This window comes from Streptomyces sp. NPDC020362, assembly GCF_040642095.1.
Classification (GTDB): domain Bacteria; phylum Actinomycetota; class Actinomycetes; order Streptomycetales; family Streptomycetaceae; genus Streptomyces.
In genome coordinates this window covers 1-19289 of sequence record NZ_JBFAET010000176.1, presented here as the reverse complement: position 1 = coordinate 19289, position 19289 = coordinate 1, and the positions used below count along the sequence as shown (strand labels likewise).

Genomic DNA, 19289 nt, shown 5'->3' with positions numbered 1-19289 from the left:
GTTCCGCGGTACCTGCTCGATGAACTCGATGCGGCGGGGCCGCTTGTAGGGGGCGAGTCTCTCGCCGAGGTGCGCGAGCAGGGCCCCGGGGCCCGTGGCTTCTTCGGCGACGACGTAAGCCAGGGGCACCTCGCCGTAGTCATCGTCCGGGATGCCGACGACGGCCGCGTCCCTGACCGCGGGGTGGGCCATGAGGGCGCGCTCGATCTCGGACGGGTACACGTTCTGGCCGGCCCGGATGATCAGGTCCTTCTTGCGGTCCACGAGGTGGATACGGCCGTCCTCGTCGACGAATCCGAGGTCCCCGGTGCGGATCCGGCCGTCGAGACGCACTTCCTCGGTGGCCTCGGGGTCGTTCCAGTAGCCCTGCATGACGCCCGGACCCCCTACGACGATCTCGCCGGTGTCGCCCCCGGGCAGCTCACGGCCCCGGTCGTCGACGACGCGCGCGGACATGCCCGGGATCACCCGGCCGCACGGGATGCGGGCCGTGACGTCACCGGGCGCGGGGTGCTCGTCGGGGCCGAGGGTCACGAAGGGGCCGCCGACCTCCGTCATGCCGTACACCTGGCGGAAGCCGCAGCGGAGGCGGGTCACGGCGTCGGCGTAGACGTCGAGGGGCATCGGGGCGGCGCCGTAGAGGACCTCGCGCAGGGAGGACAGGTCGGTATCGTGCGAGACCCTCGCCCGGAGCATGAAGCGCAGCATCTGCGGGACGAGCCACATATGGGTGGCCCGGTGCCGTTCGACGGCGGCCAGGGCACGCTGCGGTGTGAAGCCGGGCAACAGCACGATCGTGGCTCCGGCGGCCATGTAGGTCAGGGAGACGACCATGCTGCCGTGGTAGAGGGGGCAGCAGTTGACCATGACGATGTCGTCGGTGGGGCGGGCGACGGCCAGCCAGCCGAGACCGATGGCGCGGAACGACGCCGGGTCGACGGTGACCCCCTTGGCCTGACCTGTGGTCGCGGACGTGTGCAGCACGGCGACCGGGTCGGTGTCGTCGACCGTCGGCAGCCGGGCCGGGCCGGTGACCGTGCCGAGGGCGGTGAAGGCGGGCTTGTCGAGCGACATGCGCAGGCGTACGCAGTCCGGTAGCGAGGTGTGCCGGTCGAGCAGCTCCGACTCGCCCAGCACCGCGACCGCGCCGACCCGCTCGATGCTCCCGGCCACTTCCGGCACGGCGAGGCTGTGGTTCAGCGGCACGAACAGGGCGCCCAGGCGAGCCAGCGCGAAGTAGCTCTCCAGAACCTCGATCCGGTCCAGGGAGAGGACGGCCACCCGGTCACCGCGTCCGATGCCGAGGCCGGCGAGGCCCCGGGCCAGCTCGGCCGTGCGGTCGTGGAACTCGGCCCAGGTGACGCTGCGGTGTTCGTCGACGAGGGCGACCCGGTCGGGGAAGCACTGGCGGTTGCGCTCCAGCAGCTGGGTCAGCCACATCACACGCCGCCCGCGGATCCTGCGCCGGACCGCTCGGCGACGAACCGCTCGTAGTCGCCGATGGTGCGCAACTCCTCCATGTCGCCCGCGCCGATCTCCACGCCGGTGCGCTGCTCCACGAGCAGCAGCAGCCGCACCAGGTCGCCGGAGTCGATGCCGCTGCCGGCCAGCTCCTCGTCGTCGCCGATGGTCTCGGCGTACTCGGTCGTGCCGGTGAGTTCGACCAGCAATTCCCTGATGGTGCTCATGATTTCCCCTTTCGTCCTGCGGCGGTCGGCGCCCGTCGACGGCCCGGGTGCCGACGCGCGCCCGCATCCGCGTCTCACCCGAAGAAGAGGCCCGCCCGCGGCCGCGTACTCCCCGCCGAACCGAGTGACATGTGTCACGCGGGCGACCGAGGGCGGTGGGGATAGCGGGCCGTGGCCACCGCCTCTTGTCTCAGTGAAGGTCCGGCCCCCGGACCGTCGTCCGGGGGCCGGGGCGGTCACAGGTGAGGGAGTGATGCAGGTGCTCGGCAAGAGCGCGCAGACAGCGGACCCGGCGTCCGTGACGCGAGACGCCGATGTCTCCTCGGGGAGGGCCCCGGAGCCGGAGAAGACCTCGGCAGAGGATCTCCACGCGCACTTCGAGGCACTCCTCCGCGCCGGCGAGAGCATCGAGCCGTGCGACTGGATGCCCGACGGCTACCGTCGCATGCTGCTGCGCCAGATCGCCCAGCACGCCCACTCCGAGATCATCGGCATGCAGCCGGAGGGCGCCTGGCTGACCCGTGCCCCGTCGCTGCACCGCAAGTCGGTACTCATCGCCAAGGTCCAGGACGAGGCGGGCCACGGCCTCTATCTGTACGCCGCCGCAGAGACCCTGGGCGTCGACCGCGCCGAGTTGCTCGACGCCCTGCACGAGGGCCGCCAGCGCTATGCCGCCACCTTCAACCACGCGGCGCTGACCTGGGCCGACACCGGCGCCATCGCTTGGCTGACGGACGGCGCGGCGATCGTCAACCAGGCCCCGCTGTGCCAGACGTCGTACGGCCCGTACGCCCGCGCCATGCGCCGCGTCTGCCAGGAGGAGGCGTTCCACGTCCGCCAGGGGTACGACCTGATGCGCGCCCTGTGCGAAGGCACGCCCGAGCAGCGGGAGACCGCGCAGGACGCGGTGAACCGCTGGTGGCTGCCGGCCGTGGCGCTGATGTTCGGCCCGCCCGACACGGTCGCCGGTGGCGCGGACGAGCGCACGGCGGCGCTGGGCGCGGCCGTCTCCCGCCAGGCCATCGCCTGGGGCATCAAGCGGCACACCAACGACGAACTGCGCCAGCGCTTCGTCGACCACTGTGTGCCACAGGCCGAACGGCTCGGGCTGACCCTGCCGGACCCGGGGATCCGGTGGAACGCGGAGCGCGGCCACTACGACTTCGGGCCGGTCGACTGGGAGCTGTACCGGGGCGCGCTCGGCGACGACACGCACTGCGCCCGGCAGCGCGTCGCCCACCGGGTTGCCGCGCACGAGGACGGCGCGTGGGTGCGGGAGGCCGCGGCCGCGTACGCGGCACGTGTGACCGACACCGAGGAGGCGGCGCTGTGAGCCGCGAAGCCGAGGGAGCCCTGGCCTCCTGGGAGGTCTTCCTCAGGCCGCGCCGTGGGCTCGCCCACCAGCACGTCGGATCGGTCCGTGCCGCCGACCCGGACATGGCGTTGGAGCACGCCCGCGACCTGTACATCCGCCGCGGTGACCCGCTCTCCCTCTGGGTCGTGCGCTCGGACGCCGTGCACGCGGCCTCCCCCACCGAACGGGACCCCTTCTTCGCGGGCGCCCGCCACAAGCCGTACCGCCACCCCGAGCACTTCGCGCCGCTCGCTGAAGGAGGTGACCGGCGTGACGACTGAAGTCCGCGCCACCACGCCGCAGTCGCAGGCACCGGCTGCACGGGACTTGGCCCTCCTCACCTCGCGGCTCGGCGACGACGCCCTCGTCCTGGGTCAACGCCTGTGCCAGTGGATCACTCGCGCGCCGGCGATCGAGGAAGACCTCGCGCTGTCGAACATCGCCCTCGACCTCATCGGCCACGCGCGCGCCCTGCTGACGCTGACCGGGCGACTGGACGGCACCGGCCGCTCCGAGGACGACTTCGCCTTCGGCCGCTCCGACCGCGAGTTCGGCAACAGCCTGCTCACCGAACTGCCGGGCGGCGACTTCGCTGTGACCATCGCCCGGCAACTCGCCTACGGCCACTACGCCGTCCTGTACTACGAGGCGCTCGTCGGCGCGGCGGAGCCCGAACTCGCCGCCCTCGCCGTGCGGGCCGCCAAGGAGGTCGACTACCACCGCCGGCACGCCGACGGCTGGACGGTCCGTCTGGGCCTCGGGACCACGGAGAGCGCCCGGCGCATGCAGGCCGGGCTGGACCATGTGTGGCCCTACACCGGCGAGTTGTTCGAGGCCGATGAGGTGGTGGCCCGCCTCGATGCCGCTGGTACCGCCCCGTCGCCGGCTCCGCTGCACGAGGAGTGGCGGGAGCGCGTGCGTGCCGTTGTGGAACGTGCCGGGCTGACCCTGCCCACACCGCGCTGGCAGGCGCACGGCGGACGGAGCGGTCTGCATTCCGAGGCGTTCGGCCCGCTCGTCGCCGAACTGCAGTCGGTCCACCGGCAGTTCCCCGGAGGAAACTGGTGACCGCACCGACCCGCATGCCCCTCGACGAGGTACGGGCCCGTGTGCACGACCTCCCCGACCCCGAGCTGCCGGTGGTGACCCTGGGTGAACTCGGGGTGATCCGCGAGGTGTCCGCGGCGGCCGACGGCCGACTGGACGTGGCGTACACCCCCACCTTCCTCGGCTGCCCCGCCCTCTCCGCGATAGCCTCGGCCATCGCCGACGTCCTCACGGAGTGCGGCCACCCCGACGGCCGCGTCCGCCAGGTCATGGCCCCCGCCTGGAGTACGGATCGCATCACGGCGTCCGGCCGCCGCAAGCTCGCGGAGCACGGCATCGCCCCGCCCGGACCGACGACCGCACCCCGGCACGTGCGGGTCGGCTTCGGCGCGCCCTGCCCGCACTGCGGCTCCTGGGCCACCAGGCCGCACAGCGCGTTCGGCCCGACCCGCTGCCAGTCCATCCTGCTGTGCACAGCCTGCCGCGAGACGTTCCCGTACCTGGCGACGGTGTGAGGTGCCCCCGATGAACACGATCCAGGCCGCACTCGACGCGGCGCCCATCCGGCGCCGCGGCTGGTTCCCGCTCCCGGTCACGGGGCTCGAATCGCTCACCGACGACACCGTGGCCGTGACCCTGTGCGTCCCGCCGCACCTGACCGACACCTTCGCGGGCCGGGCCGGCCGGCATGTGGTCGTACGCCATCGGCGCCCCGGCGCACAGGAGCTGCGCCGCGCCTACTCGGTGTGCCCACCGCCCATGGCCCCCGACGCCCTGCGCCTGGTGGTCAAGCGCAACTCGCCGGACGGATTCGGCGCCTACGCCATGGACTCCCTGTGCCCCGGCGACGTGCTCGAACTCTCGCCGCCGACAGGGCAGTTCGGGCTCCCGGACATCAAGGGCGGGCACCACGTGCTGATCGCCGGAGGCACCGGCATCACGCCCCTGGCCGCGATGGCAGCGACGGCTCTGCGCGACTCGCCCGACTGCCGGGTGTCGTTGGTCCACTCGGTCCGTACGGCGGGCTCGGCGCTTCTGGCGGACGAACTCGCGGAGCTGAAGGACTCGTTCGTCGACCGCTTCACGGTGCTCCACGTCCTGTCGCGTGAGCGGCGCGAGAGCGAACTCTTCAGCGGGCGGATCAACGCGCGGAAGCTGCCACGGCTGCTGTCCGCGCTGGACGCGCGGCCCGATGAGACGACCTCGTTCAGCCTGTGCGGGCCCGCCGGGCTGGTGGAGACCGCGCGGACGACGCTGATGGCCTGGGGGGCGCGGTCCGAGCTGGTCCGCTGGGAGCTGTTCTCCGCCGCCGGGACACCGCCCGAGCCCCCGGCCGGGGCGGCCTCGTCCGGCACCGGGCGACGCATCCACGCGGTGATCGGCGGCCGTTCGACCACCGTGACGATGGCGGCGGGCGACCGCGTGCTGCTGGACGCCGTGCTACGGGCCCGGCCGGAGGTGCCGTACGCCTGCCGGGACGGGGTGTGCGGGAGCTGCCGGGCCAAGGTTGTGGCGGGCTCGGTGACGCTGGACCGACCGCACGCCCTCGACGCCCGCGATCTCGCGTCGGGCTACACCCTGGCATGCCGCGCCCGTCCCCGCACCGACGACCTCACGCTCGACTTCGACGCCTGACCGACCGCCGATCCGGCGAGATGCGCACGACCTTGAGGAGAGGGAGAGAGCCTTGACCACCACCGGGCGACACCAGGGCAGGACCGCGCTGGTCACGGGAGGCGGCCGCGGTATCGGACGGGCCGTCAGCCGGCGGCTTGCGCGCGAGGGGGCGCTGGTCGCCGTCCACTACGGGCACGACGAGGCGGCTGCGGAACGAACGGTCGAGGAGATCGGGACGGACGGCGGCCGCGCGTTCGCGATTCGCGCGGAACTGGGGGTCCCCGGCGACGCCGCCACGCTCTGGTCCGCGTTCGACCGTGAGCTGGCCGCGTACGACGCGGACGCCGGATCCGGCCTGGACATCCTGATCAACAACGCCGGGATCACCCTGCCCCGGCCGATCGGGCACGTCACCGAGGAGGACTACGACCGCGTCTTCGCCGTCAACGCCAAGGCCCCCTTCTTCATCCTCCAGCAGGGACTCGGCCGCATACGGGACGGCGGGCGGATCATCAGCATCTCGTCGGCGGCCACGCGGGTCGCGTATCCGGGGATCATCGCGTACTCCATGTCCAAGGCTGCCCTGGACCACCTGACGCTGTCCCTCGCCCTCCAGCTCGCCCCGCGGAACATCACCGTGAACACGGTCGCGCCCGGCTTCACGGAGACCGAGATCAACCCGACCCTGCAGAACCCGCAGGTCCGGCAGGCGCTGTCCGCAGCCTCGGTGTTCAACCGGCTCGGCGCGCCGGCGGACATCGCCGACGTGGTTGCCTTCGTCGCGAGCGACGACGCCCGCTGGGTGACCGGCCAGTGGCTCGACGCGACCGGCGGCGTCCACCTCGGCGTGTAGGCCGACCGGTTCGTGCAACACACCAGCCCCCTTCAAGTGGACGGCAGTCCCGAGGAGCACTCCATGAACGACGCCACGTCCGCGCTCGCGGACCTGTCACCGGACGACCCGCTCACCCAGCCGTTCTCCGGCGCGAACCCCTACGACGAGTATGTGCACGCCGCCGTCCTCAACTCCCTCCAGCAGCCGCTGACCGAAGCCGCCGACGAAATGGGCTTTCTCGTCACCACTCAGGTGATGGAGCTGTGGTTCACGCTGATCGTGCACGAGTGGCGGGCGGCCCGGGAGGCCTTCACCAAGGACGACCTGGACGTCGCGGCCGACGCGCTGGTGCGCAGCCGCCGCGCGGTCGAGGCGCTGACCACCTCGTGGACACCGATCGCCGCACTGACACCGCATCAGTTCAATGGATTCCGCGCGGCGTTCGGCAAAGCGTCCGGCTTCCAGTCGGCCATGTACCGGCACATGGAGTTCCTGCTCGGCGACAAGTCCGCCGCGCTCCTGCGGTCCCACCGGGGCGATCCGGCGGTGCACGAGGCGCTGCGCGAGTCGTTCCACGAGCCGTCGCTCTACGACGAGGTGCTGCGCTTCCTGCACCGGCAGGGACTTCCCGTGCCGGAGCGGGTGTGCGAGCGCGACGTGACCGCGCCGTACGAGTCGGACCGCGATGTCGTCGCTGCGTGGCGGCATGTCTACGCGGGCCCGCGACACCATCCCCTGCTCGCGCTCGGCGAGTTGCTCACCGACATCGCGGAGCGGGTCATGCGCTGGCGGTTCGACCATGTGATGGTGGTACGGCGGGCCATGGGCACCAAGACGGGCAGCGCGGGTTCGTCCGGCCTCATCTGGCTGGAGGCCAGGGCGAACCGGCCCGTCTTCCCGGACCTGTGGGCGGTACGCGGTGACGTCTAGGCAGATCTCGGCCTCCGCCGCCGAAGAGGAACAGCGCGTCCTGAGCCTGAAGCCGCTCCTCGCACCGGTGCACGGGACGTACGGGGACCATCCGCACCAGGTCTACGACGCCTGGCCCGCCGAGGATCCCAAGGCGCCGCTGGTGCTGTTGCTGCACGGCGGATACTGGCGCTACGACCGGATGCATTTGACGCCGTTCGCCTCCTGGCTGGCGAAACAGGGTTTCTCGGTGCTGCTTCCGGGCTTTCGCCGGTCCGGGGGAGCGGGCGGTTACCCGGAGACCTTCGACGACATCGTCCGCATCGTGGACACGCTGCCCGCCGGCCGACCGTACATCCTGGCCGGTCACTGCTCCGGCGGCCACCTCGCGCTGTGGTGCGCCGCCCGCGCTCTCCTGCCCGCCGACTCGCCCTGGCACTCATCGTCCCTCCCGCCCGCCGTGCTCGCCCTGGCCCCGCTGACCGACCTGGAGGCCACCCGCCGGGACCGTCTCAGCAACGGCGCGGCGCTGCAGCTCTTGGGCGGTCCTGACCTGTTCGAGGAGCGAATGCCGTACGTGGATCCGCTGACACTGCTGAAGGGGCACGGGACGACGGGTGTGCGGACCGTGCTGCTGCACGGCGCGGCCGACGAGGAGGTGCCGCTGTCGCAGTTCGCGGACTACGCGGCGGTGCACGACGACCTGGAGACGGTCGTGCTGCCCGGCATCGGCCACTACACGCTGATCGAGCCCGACGCGCCCGGCGCGATCACGGTTGCCGACACCATGCGCCGCCTGGCCTCGGAGGCCGCGGCCCCCGAGGAGCCCTACCGCCCATGACCGCCACCCTCGTCGCACGGGCCGCCCTTCTCGACGCCGAAGCGCCTCTCGCGCACGTCCGCAACCGCTTCCTGCTCCCCGAGGGCGTCGTCTACCTGGATGGCAATTCGCTCGGTCCGCTCCCGAGCACCGTACCGCCGATCATCGACGACCTCGTCCATCGCCAGTGGGGCACCGACCTGATCCGCTCGTGGAACAGCAACGCCTGGTGGGAGGCGCCGACAAGGATCGGCGACACGGTGGGGCGGCTGATCGGCGCGGCACCGGGCCAGACCGTGGTGGGCGACTCCACGAGCGTGCAGCTCTACAACGCGCTCAGCGCCGCCGCCGCACTGCGGCCCAGCCGCCGCTACCTGGTCACGGATCCCGATCACTTCCCCACCGACCGCTATCTCACCGACGCGGTGGCAGGCCACATGGGGCTGGAGGCCCGGCGGGTGAGCCCGGCCGACCTCGAAGCCTTCCTCAAGGCCGAAGGCGACCGCGTCGCCGTGGTGGCCCACTCCCCCGTCGATTACCGAACGGGCGAGCTGTACGACATGGCCGCACTCACGCGGGCGGCGCACGAGGCGGGTGCGCTGGTGCTCTGGGACCTGTGCCACGCTGTCGGGGCCCTGCCCGTCCGGCTCGACGTCCTGGACGTCGACTTCGCGGTCGGCTGCGGTTACAAGTTCCTCTCCGGTGGCCCCGGCGCACCGGCCTTCCTCTACGCGGCCCGACGCCACCACGCCGACTGGCGGACCCCGATGACCGGCTGGAACGGACACGCCGACCCCTTCGGTCTGCACGACGAGTACGAGCCGGCGCCGGGGATCGGCAGGGCACGTATCGGCACCCCGCCGATCCTGTCACTGCTCGCCCTGGAGGCGGCGCTGACCGTCTTCAACGACGTCGACATGGCACAGGTCCGCGTGAAGAGCCTGTCCTTGACGGGCTTCTTCCTGGACTGCGCCGACCAGTTGCTGGATGGCTTGGGCTTCGAGCCCGTCACCCCGGCCGCCCCCGAGCGCCGAGGCAGCCAGGTATCCCTGCGCCACCCGCACGCCTACGGGCTGGTCCGTGCCCTGGCGTCCCAGGGCGTCATCGGCGACATGCGCGCCCCCGACCTCCTCCGCTTCGGCGTCAACGCCCTGTACACCTCGCACGTGGAGGTCCTCAGGGCGGTGACATGCCTGCGCGAGGTCACGACGACGCGGGCCTACGACCCGACGGCGACGGCTGCGGGCGCGGTGACGTGAGCCGTGCGTCGACCGCGGTGAGCCACTGAACCACGGCCCGGCGAGCCTCGCCCTGAGCGGCGACGCATGCCGCTGCGGCGGCGTGGATGCGGTCGTTCTTCCGGCCTCCGCCACGTGAGAGCCGGGTGGGTCGACTTGTGCGGATCAATGCCGTTCAGCATCATCGGCGCTCCCCTTGTCCCGGACGTCGGGTCGGTGGAATCCGCAGCTGACGTCCCGACTTCCAGAAACGTGGGGTGGCCGATGCTCATGCCTCTGTCGAGTCGGGCCGCGAACGGGCACCCGCAGGTCGACACACCGGCCCCGGTCGCTCTCAAGCGCTGTATCCTGACTGCGGTCTGGCACCTGCTCACCCACGACACCGAATGCGCGGACCTCGACGGCGAATTTCCGGGCCGGCTTCCCCGCAGTTGGGCCGGGATCCCGAGAAAACCGATCGGTAGCAGGAAGCACGCCGGGGCACTCCTCGTTGCCTTGCTTCTCGGTGGAGGTTGAGGTTCGATTTTCCTGCGGCGGCGATGCAAAGTAATCGTCCTGCGGGCAGGCGGCGTAGCAGTGACCCCCGACCCGCAAAGCGCTTCGCGCCCACCGTATGGAGCGCTGGCAGATCCTCGAGGAGATTGACGTGCCTCCACGTAGCACAGACGCGTTCACCCCAGTAGTCGGCGACCGGCGGACTCCAAATGCTCACTCAAGGCGCAATCCGAGCGGTGTCCAGGGCGTGCCTGTACTGCGCTGGCCCGAGCAGGCCGAGCAGGTAATGCTCTTCCGAAAGCAGGGCCTTCCTCGTTTACTCATCCTCCATGGACAGGGGCGTCCCCCCGTCTGCATCGATCCGCTGGAGGACTGGGTGCGTGCACCCGTGGATGACACCGACCTCAGAACGCGGTTGTTGGCACTGCAGGCCAGGGCGGCCGTGGGCGCCCCTGTCGTCGATGAGAACGATGTTGTGCACTTCGCCGGACGCCAGATGCCGCTCGCCATCGGTGAAGCGGAACTGCTCCGGTTGCTGCTTACCAGCTACCGGTCCGTGGTAAGCCGGGAGCAGCTCGCTCTGGGACTCTGGCCTGACAGCGACGAGCACCGACGCAACATGCTTGATCTGCGGGTTCACCGAACACGACAGCGCATAGCCCCGCTGGGGCTGGTGATCAGGACCGTGTGGCGCAAGGGCTACCTGCTCGACGCGCGGCGGGACGAGCGAACGGCCTCCGAGTCGGTGGCGAGGGACCCATGACCCTCTTCAAGGATCCCCCTCAAGAGACCCGTGGTTGTGGAGCGCAGCGGGATGGTGTGTCGCCTGATCTGCCCGGTGCGGAATGAAACCTTGTCTGTTGGTACTCCAGTTGGTAACCGTGTCCTGAGCCGGTTCTTCTTCGGTAGTGGCAGTCGCGGGCGAGGGCTTGGTGGTGTCTGCGCCTGCGTGACTGGTTCAGTGCATGCAGTCGTCGGTCCTGGTGGGGTCTGGGTGGGGGGAGGTCGAGTGTCCAGCGGGTGCCCGATCTCTGCCACGGGCTCGTCCGTGGACGGTGGCGCAGGCCGCGAAGACTCGGCCGGTTGCCGGCCGTTCTTCCGACCCACCGGAGCCAGCGCTCCTCGGACATGGCCCCGCATCCGTCACCGCAGATCCACCCGCCCAAGCCGGCCCGCCACCCGCGCGAAGACGGGCTCCGTGGGATGCTTTCGTTGTGGCCTCAGCTGATACCCGCCAGGCTGATCAGCAGGGCCTTCACCTCGGTGGCCCGGACCGGCCCGGTGATGGCGTGCGGACTGGAGCAGAGGATGAGAGGGCCGTCGTCGGGGTGGTCGGGGAGGCGGCCATGGCTGCCGCGAACAGGTGACGGGTCGAGGGGCACGACCGCCATCCGGTAGCGCATACCGAGCTTCTTGCGGGCCAGCGCCGTGGCCGCTTTGACCTTCACGTAGGGGTTCTGCGGGTCCATGAAAAGTTCGGCGGGGTCGTAGCCGGGTTTGCGGTGGATCTCGACGAGCCGCGCGAAGTCGGGCGCGCGGGCGTCGTCCAGCCAGTAGTAGTACGTGAACCAGGCGTCCGGCTCGGCGACGGCGACGAACTCACCCGAGCGCGGATGGTCGAGGCCGTTGCTCTTCTTGCCCTCGTCGTCGAGGAGTTGGGCGGTCCCGGGCAGTCCGACGAGGACGTGGCGGGTGACGTCGAGGTCTTCGGAGCGGCGCACGTAGACGTGGGCGATCTGGTGGTCGGCGACGGCGAATGCGCGGGACGCAACCGTGTCGAGATACTCCATGCCGTCCTGGGTGTGCACCTCCAGCAGGCCCGCGCGGCGCAGGGCGCGGTTGATGTCGACGGGCCGGTCGGCGCGGGTGATGCCGTATTCGGAGAGCACGACGACAGTACGGCCCTCGGCCGCAGCGTCGTCGAGAAGCGGTGCAAGGGTGGCGTCCAACTCGGCGGCGGCCCGGTGGGCGCGGGGGTCGTGGGGGCCGTAGCGCTGCAGGTCGTAGTCGAGGTGAGGGACGTAGCACAGGGCCAGGTCGGGGTGACGCGTGGTGAGGATGTGGCGGGTGGCTTCCACGATCCACCGGCTGGAGACGATGTCCGCTCCGGGGCCCCAGAAGCGGAAGAGGGGGAACGTGCCGAATTTCTCGGTGAGTTCGTCGTGCAGGGCCGGCGGACGGGTGTAGCAGTCGGGCTCTTTGCGGCCGTCGGCGTAGTACACGGGACGGGGGGTGACGGTGATGTCGGTGTCGGCGCCCATGGCGTACCACCAGCAGATATTGGCGACGGTGTAGCCGGGATGGGCGCGCCGGGCGGCGTCCCACAGTTTGTCGCCGGCGACGAGGCCATTGTGCTGGCGCCACAGAAGGACCTCGCCGAGTTCGCGGAAGTACCAGCCGTTGCCCACGACGCCGTGTTCGGAGGACGGGACGCCAGTGAGAAACGTGGACTGGGCGGAGCAGGTGACCGCGGGCAGGACGGTACCCAGGGGTGCCCGTGAGCCGGACCGGCCCAGGGCCTTGAGATGGGGCATGTGATCGAGCAGGCGCGGCGTGAGACCGACGACGTCGAGTACCAGCAAGGGGGTGGGGGTCATGGCAATTCCTTGAGGCCGAGGTCGGTCAACAGGCCGCATGCGAAGGCCAGTTCGGCGGCGATGCCGTCAATGAGGCCGGCACGGTCGAGGGGCCGCAGACAGGGCGGCAGCGCCTGCCATGTATACGTCTCGACCTCCAGATGGTGCGTACGCGCCGTCGGACCGCCGACGAGACGGGTCAGGCAGTCCTGGAGCACGGTAAGGGTGGAGGTCAACGGCCCTGCGGGCACCGCGTGCAGAGGGATGTGGAAGTGGGACCGCCAGGGCGCGGAAACCGGGATGCCGCCCAGGCGGAGAGCCTCGCCCACATCGTCGGTTCCGCGCAGCCCTGCCTCGGTGGTCACTCGCGTCTGGTGCAGGAAACGGGGCTCGTCGAAGGCCGCCAGCGCCCGGCGTACCTCGGGCAGGTGCGGGTCCTGTGCGTGCAGGGCCGTGGAGACCTGCGCCTTCACGACGGGGATGTCCGCGGCGTCCAGCGCGTCGAGCGCGGTCGCCGGATCTTCGAACGAGGTGGCGAGGTGACAGGTGTCGACACAGACACCGACGCGGTCGTGTCCGATGTCGGACAACGGGCCGATCGCGTCGGCTGTGGTCTCCACGACGCAGCCGGGCTCCGGCTCCAGCCCTATGCGAATGGAACGGCCGGTGAAGCTCTCCATGGTGTCGAGGTATTCGGCCAGTGACGAGAGCGTGCGATGTGCGACTTCGGCCGACCGATGGTCGTACGAGGTCCGCCAGGCGAGGGGGAGGGTGGAGATACTGCCTTCACCGATGTCGTCCGGCAGCAGCCAGGTCAGCAAGTGAGCCAGGTCGGCGGTGTAGCGGAGGCGTTCGGGATCGGCCCAGTCGGGTTTGTAGACGCGGTACTTGACCTTCTGTGCGCCGAACCCTTCGTACGGGAAGCCGTTGAGGGTGACGACCTCGAGGCTCCGCCGCTTCAGCTCGGCGCGGAGCAGGATCAGGGCGCCGACATCAGTGACGAGGGTGTGTGCGGCGTCCTTGGCGAGCCACAGGCCGATCCCGAGCCGTTCCCGGCCCAGTCGCATGCGCACGGGTTCACAGAAGTCACGGAGTTGGGCAAGCACTCCGTCGAACGTCTCCGCCGGGTGGACGTTGGTGCAGTACGCGAGGTGGACGATGGAGCCGTCCGGGTGCAGGAAGCGCATGCGTTCACGCCCCGCCCCGGAGAACGGAGTTTCCCTCGTGGGTGGCGCCGGCCACGTGCCCTCCCGGCACGATCTGGCGACGGTGAGGCACAGCGGCGAAACGGCGAATTGAACGCCGCCGCATTCAAGGGGGTGCGTCACCTGCGGTGGCCGCCTTGACGCACCCTTTCGCTCGTTCCTGGAGTACCAGACGGAGTTTGCGGTGCCCAGGCATTCAGGTACGCCCGCCCGACGAGTGCGCAGGATGATGCACATGCCCCACACGCAGCAACGACTCGTTCGTCGTCGGCATGTCGACTTCGGTCACGTCGCCGGCGCCGCCTGCCGTCGCGTGCAGGGCACGCCGCTCACACCCTTCCGCGTGCCACTGCGCTCCTTCCTTCTCATACCAACGTCCGCGAACTCGACCTCAGCTACCTGGAGTTCGGACTACTGGCCCAACTCGCTCAGCATCCCCACCAGGTGCGCCCGCGGGAGCACTTGATGGCCGGCTTCCGGGGCTACGACCACGTCGACGACGGCCGCACCGTCGATGTCCACATCGCCAGGCTGCGCCGCAAGTCGGGCAGGGCGCACCGGCACCGGATCGTCGTCGTGCGGCGCGTGGGCTACAAGTACGACCCCGACCAGCATGAGAGCCTCAACACCAGGCCCTGCGACTGCCCCTGAGGAGACCTCCGCCATGGGCGTTGCCACTGCACCGTGCGGATCCGCCTCGGAACCCGACCGGACCGGGCTCGACCGTGCGCACTGGCTGCACGTGGCTCCCGCGAGGCGGCGGACGACCTGGCCATGGACGCGGTGGCCAGGGAGCACGCGGGCAAGGCCCCGTTCCACGGGGTGTCGCGCCTGCGTGAGGCGGGACTGTCGACGCTCCTTGCACCGGCCGGGCTCGTTTCCCTCGCCCCCTTGGGGCGCTGTCAGGCGGCCTCACCCCTTGTCGAGTCGGCGACGGCCGCCTCGGTCCCACCGTGCACTCGGCCCGGGAGAGGTGGCGGCCCGCTCACCGCAGTCGATACCCGACACCAGTGACGGTTTCCACGGGTGTGGGCTCTCCGAGCTTGCGCCGCAGCGAGCGGATCGTGACGCGGACGACCGTGGTGAAGGGGTCGACGTTCTCGTCCCACACCCGTTCCAGCAGTTCTTCGGCGGAGACCGGCGCCCCCTCGGCCCGGAGGAGTTCCTCCAGCACGGCGAACTCCTTGCGGGAGAGCGCAATGTACCGGCCGTCGCGGTAGGTCTCGCGGTGCTGGGGGTCCAGGCGGACACCGGCGCGTTCGAGCACCGGCGGCGCGGCGGGACGGGAGCGCCGCCCCAGCGCCCGGATCCGGGCGACCAACTCGGCGAAGGCGAAGGGTTTCGGCAGATAGTCGTCCGCTCCCAGGCTGAGCCCGGTGACCCGCTCCGCGACGGTGGTGGAAACGGTGAGCATCAACACCCGTACCTGTCCGCCCGCTTCGGCGGTCCGGCGGCACACCTCGTCACCATGGACCAGGGGCAGATCCCGATCGAGCACCATCACGTCGTACTGGTTGACGGTCAGCCGTTCCAGGGCTGCGGCGCCGTCGTGCACCACGTCGACGGCAAAGGCCTCCTGGCGCAGCCCCTCGGCGATGGCCCGGGCAAGCAGTTCCTCGTCCTCGACGACCAGTATGCGCACGGCGGTCCCTTTCTCCTCTGGGGCCTGCAGTCCCTCCAGCCCAAAGCCGCTACCGCCTCCGGCGGGCCCTATGCCCCCGTAGCGCCCAGTAGCCCACTGGCTCCAATAACCCCAATAGCCCCAATAGCCTCTGCGGACCCGCGGGCCCCCATGGGGAGACGGCGACAGAGGGCACACGGTTCGCCTCGCGGGTGTAGACGGCCGCACATCCGGCTCCCCGTCTCTGATCCACGCGCGCCGGAGGTGCGGTCCGCGGGCCCGGTACGGGGGATGTGAAGAGGCGGTGAGCTGGTCCGCTCACCTCCAGTTCACAGCCGATCGGCTGTGCTTCAGCGATGATCCGCCTAGTCCTGCATGCTCTTCCGCTCTTCTGGCCCGGGGTCTCGCTGTCGGCGCTGCTCGCCCTGTGGTGCAGCCGGCCGCTCTCCCGGCACCTGGGCTGCCACCGGTCCACCGCGTTCCTGCTGCTGCTCTCGCTCGGCGGCATTGCGGCCCTGACCCTGCTGCCGGGGCTCACCGGGAACTACTTCGAGAACGTCCGCCATGCCTCGCGCAGCTGTGCCACCGCCGTGCGCCTGCCTCGCCCGTCAGACCTCGCCGACGCCAACCAGGACAGTCTCAACATCGCGCTGTTCGTCCCGCTGGGACTCGCCGTCACCCTCATACCGTCCTGGTGGCGGGTCGCGGCTTGCGCTGTCTCCGCCGTCGTTCTGCCCCTGGGTATCGAGGCCGTGCAGTACGCCCTGCCGTGGCTGCTGCGCGCCTGCGATCTGCAGGACGTCGCCGACAACGTCACCGGCCTCGCCCTCGGACTGGCGGCCGGCTGCGTGGCTCGTCCACTCCTGCGCGCGGTCGCCGGCGGCGGGGCCGTCCGTGGGAGGCACCGTGGCCCGGAACCCCGCTCGCGGCTGGTGCGGACGAGTGAGTCCCCGGCGCCCCGGTCGTCCGGGACGAGGCAGGCGGCGGACGAGGCCGGCGCCGCGCCCGCGGCCGCTTCGGACGGGCTGTCGAACGGCGCCTCGGAAGGGGCCGACGAGCCCTGCCCCGCTGCGGATCCTGCTACCGGAGGCTGACCCGGCGCACGGTGCCGCCGTGGCACGGACGCAGCGCCTGCCGGTTGCCCGGACCGCCCGGCACCTCGCGGCCGCCTTCTCAGGCCTGTGGCAAGGGGGCGGGTGCGGTGGCCGCCGGCACGACGATCCTGACGGAGAGGCCGCCGCCGGGGCGTGGGAGGGCGTCCGCGGAGCCGCCGTGGGCCTCGGCGACGGCGCGCACGATGGACAGACCGAGTCCGCTGCCGCGGGCCGATCCGACACGGTCGGTGAGCCTTCGGAAGGGCGCGAACAGCACCGGCACCTCGTGCTCGGAGATCGTCGGCCCGGTATTGGCGACGGTCACCTGCGCGCCATCGGTCCCGCGCCCGGTCTCCACCCGTACCAGTCCACCGTCCTCGTTGTAGCGGATGGCGTTGTCGACCAGGTTGCGTACGGCCTGCTCCAGCAGCACCGGGTCGCCCGAGACAGCCGTCGGGGCGAGCACGGCCTCAAGCCTGACGTGGTGTCGGCAGGCCTCGGGCCGCGCGGCCTCGACCACGGCGTGGACCAGGTCGGCGAGGTCCAGCGGCAGCTGTTCGACGAGGGAGTTCTGTGCCCGGGCCAGGGTGAGCAGGGAGTCGATCAGGCGCTCGTGACGGACGTTCACCGCCAGCAGGTTGTCACCGAGGGCCAGTACCTCGGCCGGGGCCCCGGGCCGGTTCATCGCGACTTCCACCAGGGTGCGGTTGACCGCGATGGGTGTCTTCAACTCGTGCGCGGCGTTGGCGATGAACCGCTCCTGGCCCGCGAAGGCCTGATCGAGCCGGTCGAGCATGCGGTCGAAGGAGTCGGCGAGTGTCTTGACCTCCCCGGGCGGGGCGGCCAGGTCGATGCGCTGGTGCAGGTTGCGGCCGGCGATACGCTCCGCCGTGGAGCTGATCAGGCGCAGCGGACGCAGCAGCCGGCCTGCCACCAGCCAGCCGACGGTGGTGGCGACCACGCCGATGCACAGCACCGCGATGCTGCCTTTCAGCAGCAGGTTCCGCCACATCGAGGCGATGATCACGCTCTTGGTCGCGTTGTCGCTCGCATGGTTGGAGCGGTATCCGTCGGCGAAGGCCAGATCCAGGCTGTAGCGCATGGAGTTGATCACGAGGATCAATGACACGGCGAGCACCGCAGCCGATGCGATGAAGAACATCACGCCATAGACGACGGCCAGGTGCCGACGGAGGCCACCGCCCCACAGATACCGATGCGCGGCACGGCCGTTCATTCCTCCACCACCCGTGTCCTGCATGTCCCTGGGCCGTCGCCGCCACCGATGCGTGTGGCGTCATGTGGCTGACGACAGTAGGGGAAACCGTGTGAGTTCGGTGTGAGCGTATGCGCTCACACGGGGTTCACCGGCGATCGGGTGGGCTTTCTGCCGGTCCCCGGCGCGGTCCGGCCGGGTCCACGGACCGTCAGGAGGTTCCATGATCCGGAGTATGACGAGGGGCGCCGACGATCGAGCCGGCAGTCGGCGGCCTACTACGGCGGCGCCCGGGCGCCGAAGCCCGGCCGCGTCGCGGCGCGGCTTCAATGAGGGGCTGCCGCCGAACCGGCCGTAATGAGCTGTCCGTTGGGGGCTCTCCGGTCGGCGATCAGTCGCCCCCGAGGATCGCCCCGAGGGTCACCGCCGCCGTCCGGCGCTCGGGCGGCTGGTCGCCGCCACCGTCCGAGACGAACGGCCGCCCGAAGACGTGAACCGCGTGGCAGCGCAGCCGCAGGGGTCGGCCCTGCTCCCCATCGGATCACAACGGCAGTCCGCCGCGGACGCCCGTCACCACGCGCACCCCATGCATGCAGGAGGCACCACATGCTCCCGACCCCGTCGGCGCCGCCCGCCGAGGCTCCGAGGCAGCCGGCCGGATCCCGGACCGCGCGCCGGTCGGCTGCCCGGCACCGGCGCCGGGCCCGCCGCCGTACGGTGCTCGCGGCCCTGGCGGCGGCTATGGTCACCGCTCTCGTCGGCACGGCCCTGGTGCTCGCCGACGGCTCAGTCCGGCCCTGGAGCGGCAGCCCGGACACGGGGGCGGGTGCGGGCCCGTCACCCGGGGCGACGGCGCTCCCGTCGTCGGGACCGGGCACCTTCTCGACGGGGAGCGTTCCGGCCGCCACGGCGGGCGAGGGGCACCAGCACATATGGCGCTACATCGTGCAGGTCGAGGACGGCGTCGGCCCGGAGGCGGACTACGTGGCCGCGGAGGTCGCGCAAGTCCTCGCCGATCCGCGCGGCTGGACCGCGGACGGCAAGGACGGTTTCAGGCAAGTCACCTCGGGGGCGTACGACTTCGCGGTGAAGGTCGCCTCGCCCGGCACGGTCAGGCAGGTGTGCGGCATGGCCGGTGTCAGGGTGACCCATGACGTCAACTGCCAGGCCGGCAGGGACGTGATGGTCAGCCTCACCCGGTGGACGCTGGGCTCGCCCCGGTTTCCGGGGCCGATCCGGGACTACCGGGCGCTGATAGTCAACCACGAGGTGGGCCATCGCCTCGGGCACGGCCACGAGACCTGCCCGGGCCGAGGCAGGCCCGCCCCGGCGATGATGCAGCAGATCGACGGCCTCAAAGGGTGCCGGGCCAACGCCTGGCCGTACGACAGGAGCGGCCGGTACATCAGCGGACCTGAAGTGCCGTGAAACAGCGCTCCCGGCGATGGTCCGTCGGCCGCGCTGGATCCGTGCTCGCTGCGGCACCCGCCCCCGAACGGGCTGAGGAGCCGAGCCACATCCCCCGCGGGGGGGGGTGGGGGTTGGGGTTTTTGGGGGGGATGGCGGTGGGGGCA

18 protein-coding genes and 2 pseudogenes are annotated in these 19289 nt (G+C 71.1%); 14 read left to right on the top strand and 6 right to left on the bottom strand.

All coding sequences use genetic code 11. The features are described 5' to 3' along the window. Both AB0H32_RS37825 and AB0H32_RS37820 read right to left on the bottom strand, forming a co-directional pair. The coding region (locus tag AB0H32_RS37825; RefSeq protein WP_361130714.1) for an AMP-binding protein at positions 1–1440 on the bottom strand (1440 nt) is incomplete at its 3' end. Then, complete coding sequence (locus AB0H32_RS37820) at positions 1440–1688, bottom strand: acyl carrier protein (RefSeq protein WP_361130702.1); 249 nt, start codon at positions 1686–1688, stop codon at positions 1440–1442. The genes AB0H32_RS37825 and AB0H32_RS37820, both read right to left, overlap by 1 nt. 406 nt (positions 1689–2094) lie before the next feature. Between AB0H32_RS37820 and paaA the strand changes: the two genes are divergently transcribed. The 10 genes from paaA (at position 2095) to AB0H32_RS37770 (ending at position 10766) form a co-directional block, all read left to right on the top strand. After that, positions 2095–3021: a 1,2-phenylacetyl-CoA epoxidase subunit PaaA gene (gene paaA / locus AB0H32_RS37815; RefSeq protein ID WP_361130711.1), complete on the top strand. Its 927-nt coding sequence runs from the start codon at positions 2095–2097 to the stop codon at positions 3019–3021. Next, entirely contained in the window at positions 3018–3323 is a 306-nt protein-coding gene (gene paaB / locus AB0H32_RS37810) for a 1,2-phenylacetyl-CoA epoxidase subunit PaaB (protein WP_361130699.1), read from the top strand. Before paaA ends, paaB begins: the two co-directional genes overlap by 4 nt. Before the next feature lie 46 nt (positions 3324–3369). Then, positions 3370–4110, top strand: coding sequence for a 1,2-phenylacetyl-CoA epoxidase subunit PaaC (gene paaC / locus AB0H32_RS37805; RefSeq protein WP_361130708.1), 741 nt, complete (start codon positions 3370–3372; stop codon positions 4108–4110). 14 nt (positions 4111–4124) lie between these two features. Next, positions 4125–4604, top strand: a complete 480-nt coding sequence (gene paaD, locus AB0H32_RS37800) for a 1,2-phenylacetyl-CoA epoxidase subunit PaaD (RefSeq protein WP_361130705.1) — start codon at positions 4125–4127, stop codon at positions 4602–4604. Between the two features lie 10 nt (positions 4605–4614). Further along, a complete protein-coding gene (locus tag AB0H32_RS37795) occupies positions 4615–5724 on the top strand; it encodes a 2Fe-2S iron-sulfur cluster-binding protein (protein ID WP_361130696.1) in 1110 nt (369 codons plus the stop codon). 52 nt (positions 5725–5776) lie between these two features. After that, entirely contained in the window at positions 5777–6559 is a 783-nt protein-coding gene (locus AB0H32_RS37790; protein ID WP_361130693.1) for an SDR family oxidoreductase, read from the top strand. A gap of 63 nt (positions 6560–6622) precedes the next feature. Beyond that, positions 6623–7471 (top strand): tryptophan 2,3-dioxygenase family protein, encoded by an 849-nt coding sequence (locus AB0H32_RS37785; protein ID WP_361130690.1) that lies wholly within the window; start codon positions 6623–6625, stop codon positions 7469–7471. Further along, positions 7461–8291, top strand: coding sequence for an alpha/beta fold hydrolase (locus AB0H32_RS37780; RefSeq protein WP_361130687.1), 831 nt, complete (start codon positions 7461–7463; stop codon positions 8289–8291). Before AB0H32_RS37785 ends, AB0H32_RS37780 begins: the two co-directional genes overlap by 11 nt. Next, positions 8288–9529, top strand: a complete 1242-nt coding sequence (kynU, locus tag AB0H32_RS37775; protein WP_361130684.1) for a kynureninase — start codon at positions 8288–8290, stop codon at positions 9527–9529. The genes AB0H32_RS37780 and kynU overlap by 4 nt, the downstream gene beginning before the upstream one ends. Before the next feature lie 721 nt (positions 9530–10250). Then, positions 10251–10766 (top strand): helix-turn-helix domain-containing protein, encoded by a 516-nt coding sequence (locus tag AB0H32_RS37770; protein ID WP_361130681.1) that lies wholly within the window; start codon positions 10251–10253, stop codon positions 10764–10766. Positions 10767–11223: 457 nt separating this feature from the next. On the opposite strand, the gene AB0H32_RS37765 is transcribed toward AB0H32_RS37770, so the two are convergent. Beyond that, entirely contained in the window at positions 11224–12600 is a 1377-nt protein-coding gene (locus AB0H32_RS37765) for a nucleotide pyrophosphatase/phosphodiesterase family protein (RefSeq protein ID WP_361130678.1), read from the bottom strand. Further along, positions 12597–13766 (bottom strand): metabolite traffic protein EboE, encoded by a 1170-nt coding sequence (gene eboE / locus AB0H32_RS37760; protein WP_361130675.1) that lies wholly within the window; start codon positions 13764–13766, stop codon positions 12597–12599. Before eboE ends, AB0H32_RS37765 begins: the two co-directional genes overlap by 4 nt. Positions 13767–14162: 396 nt before the next feature. On the opposite strand from eboE, the pseudogene AB0H32_RS37755 reads away from it, so the two are divergent. Then, a pseudogene (locus AB0H32_RS37755) lies at positions 14163–14435 on the top strand (helix-turn-helix domain-containing protein); the annotation flags it as partial. Between the two features lie 13 nt (positions 14436–14448). Then, a pseudogene (locus AB0H32_RS37750) lies at positions 14449–14660 on the top strand (acyl-CoA dehydrogenase); the annotation flags it as partial. A gap of 109 nt (positions 14661–14769) precedes the next feature. Here the strand turns inward: AB0H32_RS37750 and AB0H32_RS37745 are convergent. Then, positions 14770–15426, bottom strand: coding sequence for a response regulator transcription factor (locus tag AB0H32_RS37745; RefSeq protein WP_361130672.1), 657 nt, complete (start codon positions 15424–15426; stop codon positions 14770–14772). Positions 15427–15761: 335 nt separating this feature from the next. Here AB0H32_RS37745 and AB0H32_RS37740 point away from each other — a divergent pair, with 335 nt between their 5' ends. After that, positions 15762–16499, top strand: a complete 738-nt coding sequence (locus AB0H32_RS37740; protein WP_361130669.1) for a VanZ family protein — start codon at positions 15762–15764, stop codon at positions 16497–16499. A 79-nt stretch (positions 16500–16578) separates the two neighbouring features. Here the strand turns inward: AB0H32_RS37740 and AB0H32_RS37735 are convergent, their stop codons facing one another. Then, positions 16579–17736, bottom strand: a complete 1158-nt coding sequence (locus AB0H32_RS37735) for an ATP-binding protein (protein WP_361130666.1) — start codon at positions 17734–17736, stop codon at positions 16579–16581. 585 nt (positions 17737–18321) lie between these two features. On the opposite strand from AB0H32_RS37735, the gene AB0H32_RS37730 reads away from it, so the two are divergent. Then, on the top strand, positions 18322–19143 hold the full coding sequence (locus AB0H32_RS37730) for a DUF3152 domain-containing protein (protein ID WP_361130663.1): 822 nt from the start codon (positions 18322–18324) through the stop codon (positions 19141–19143). Positions 19144–19289: the final 146 nt, after the last annotated feature.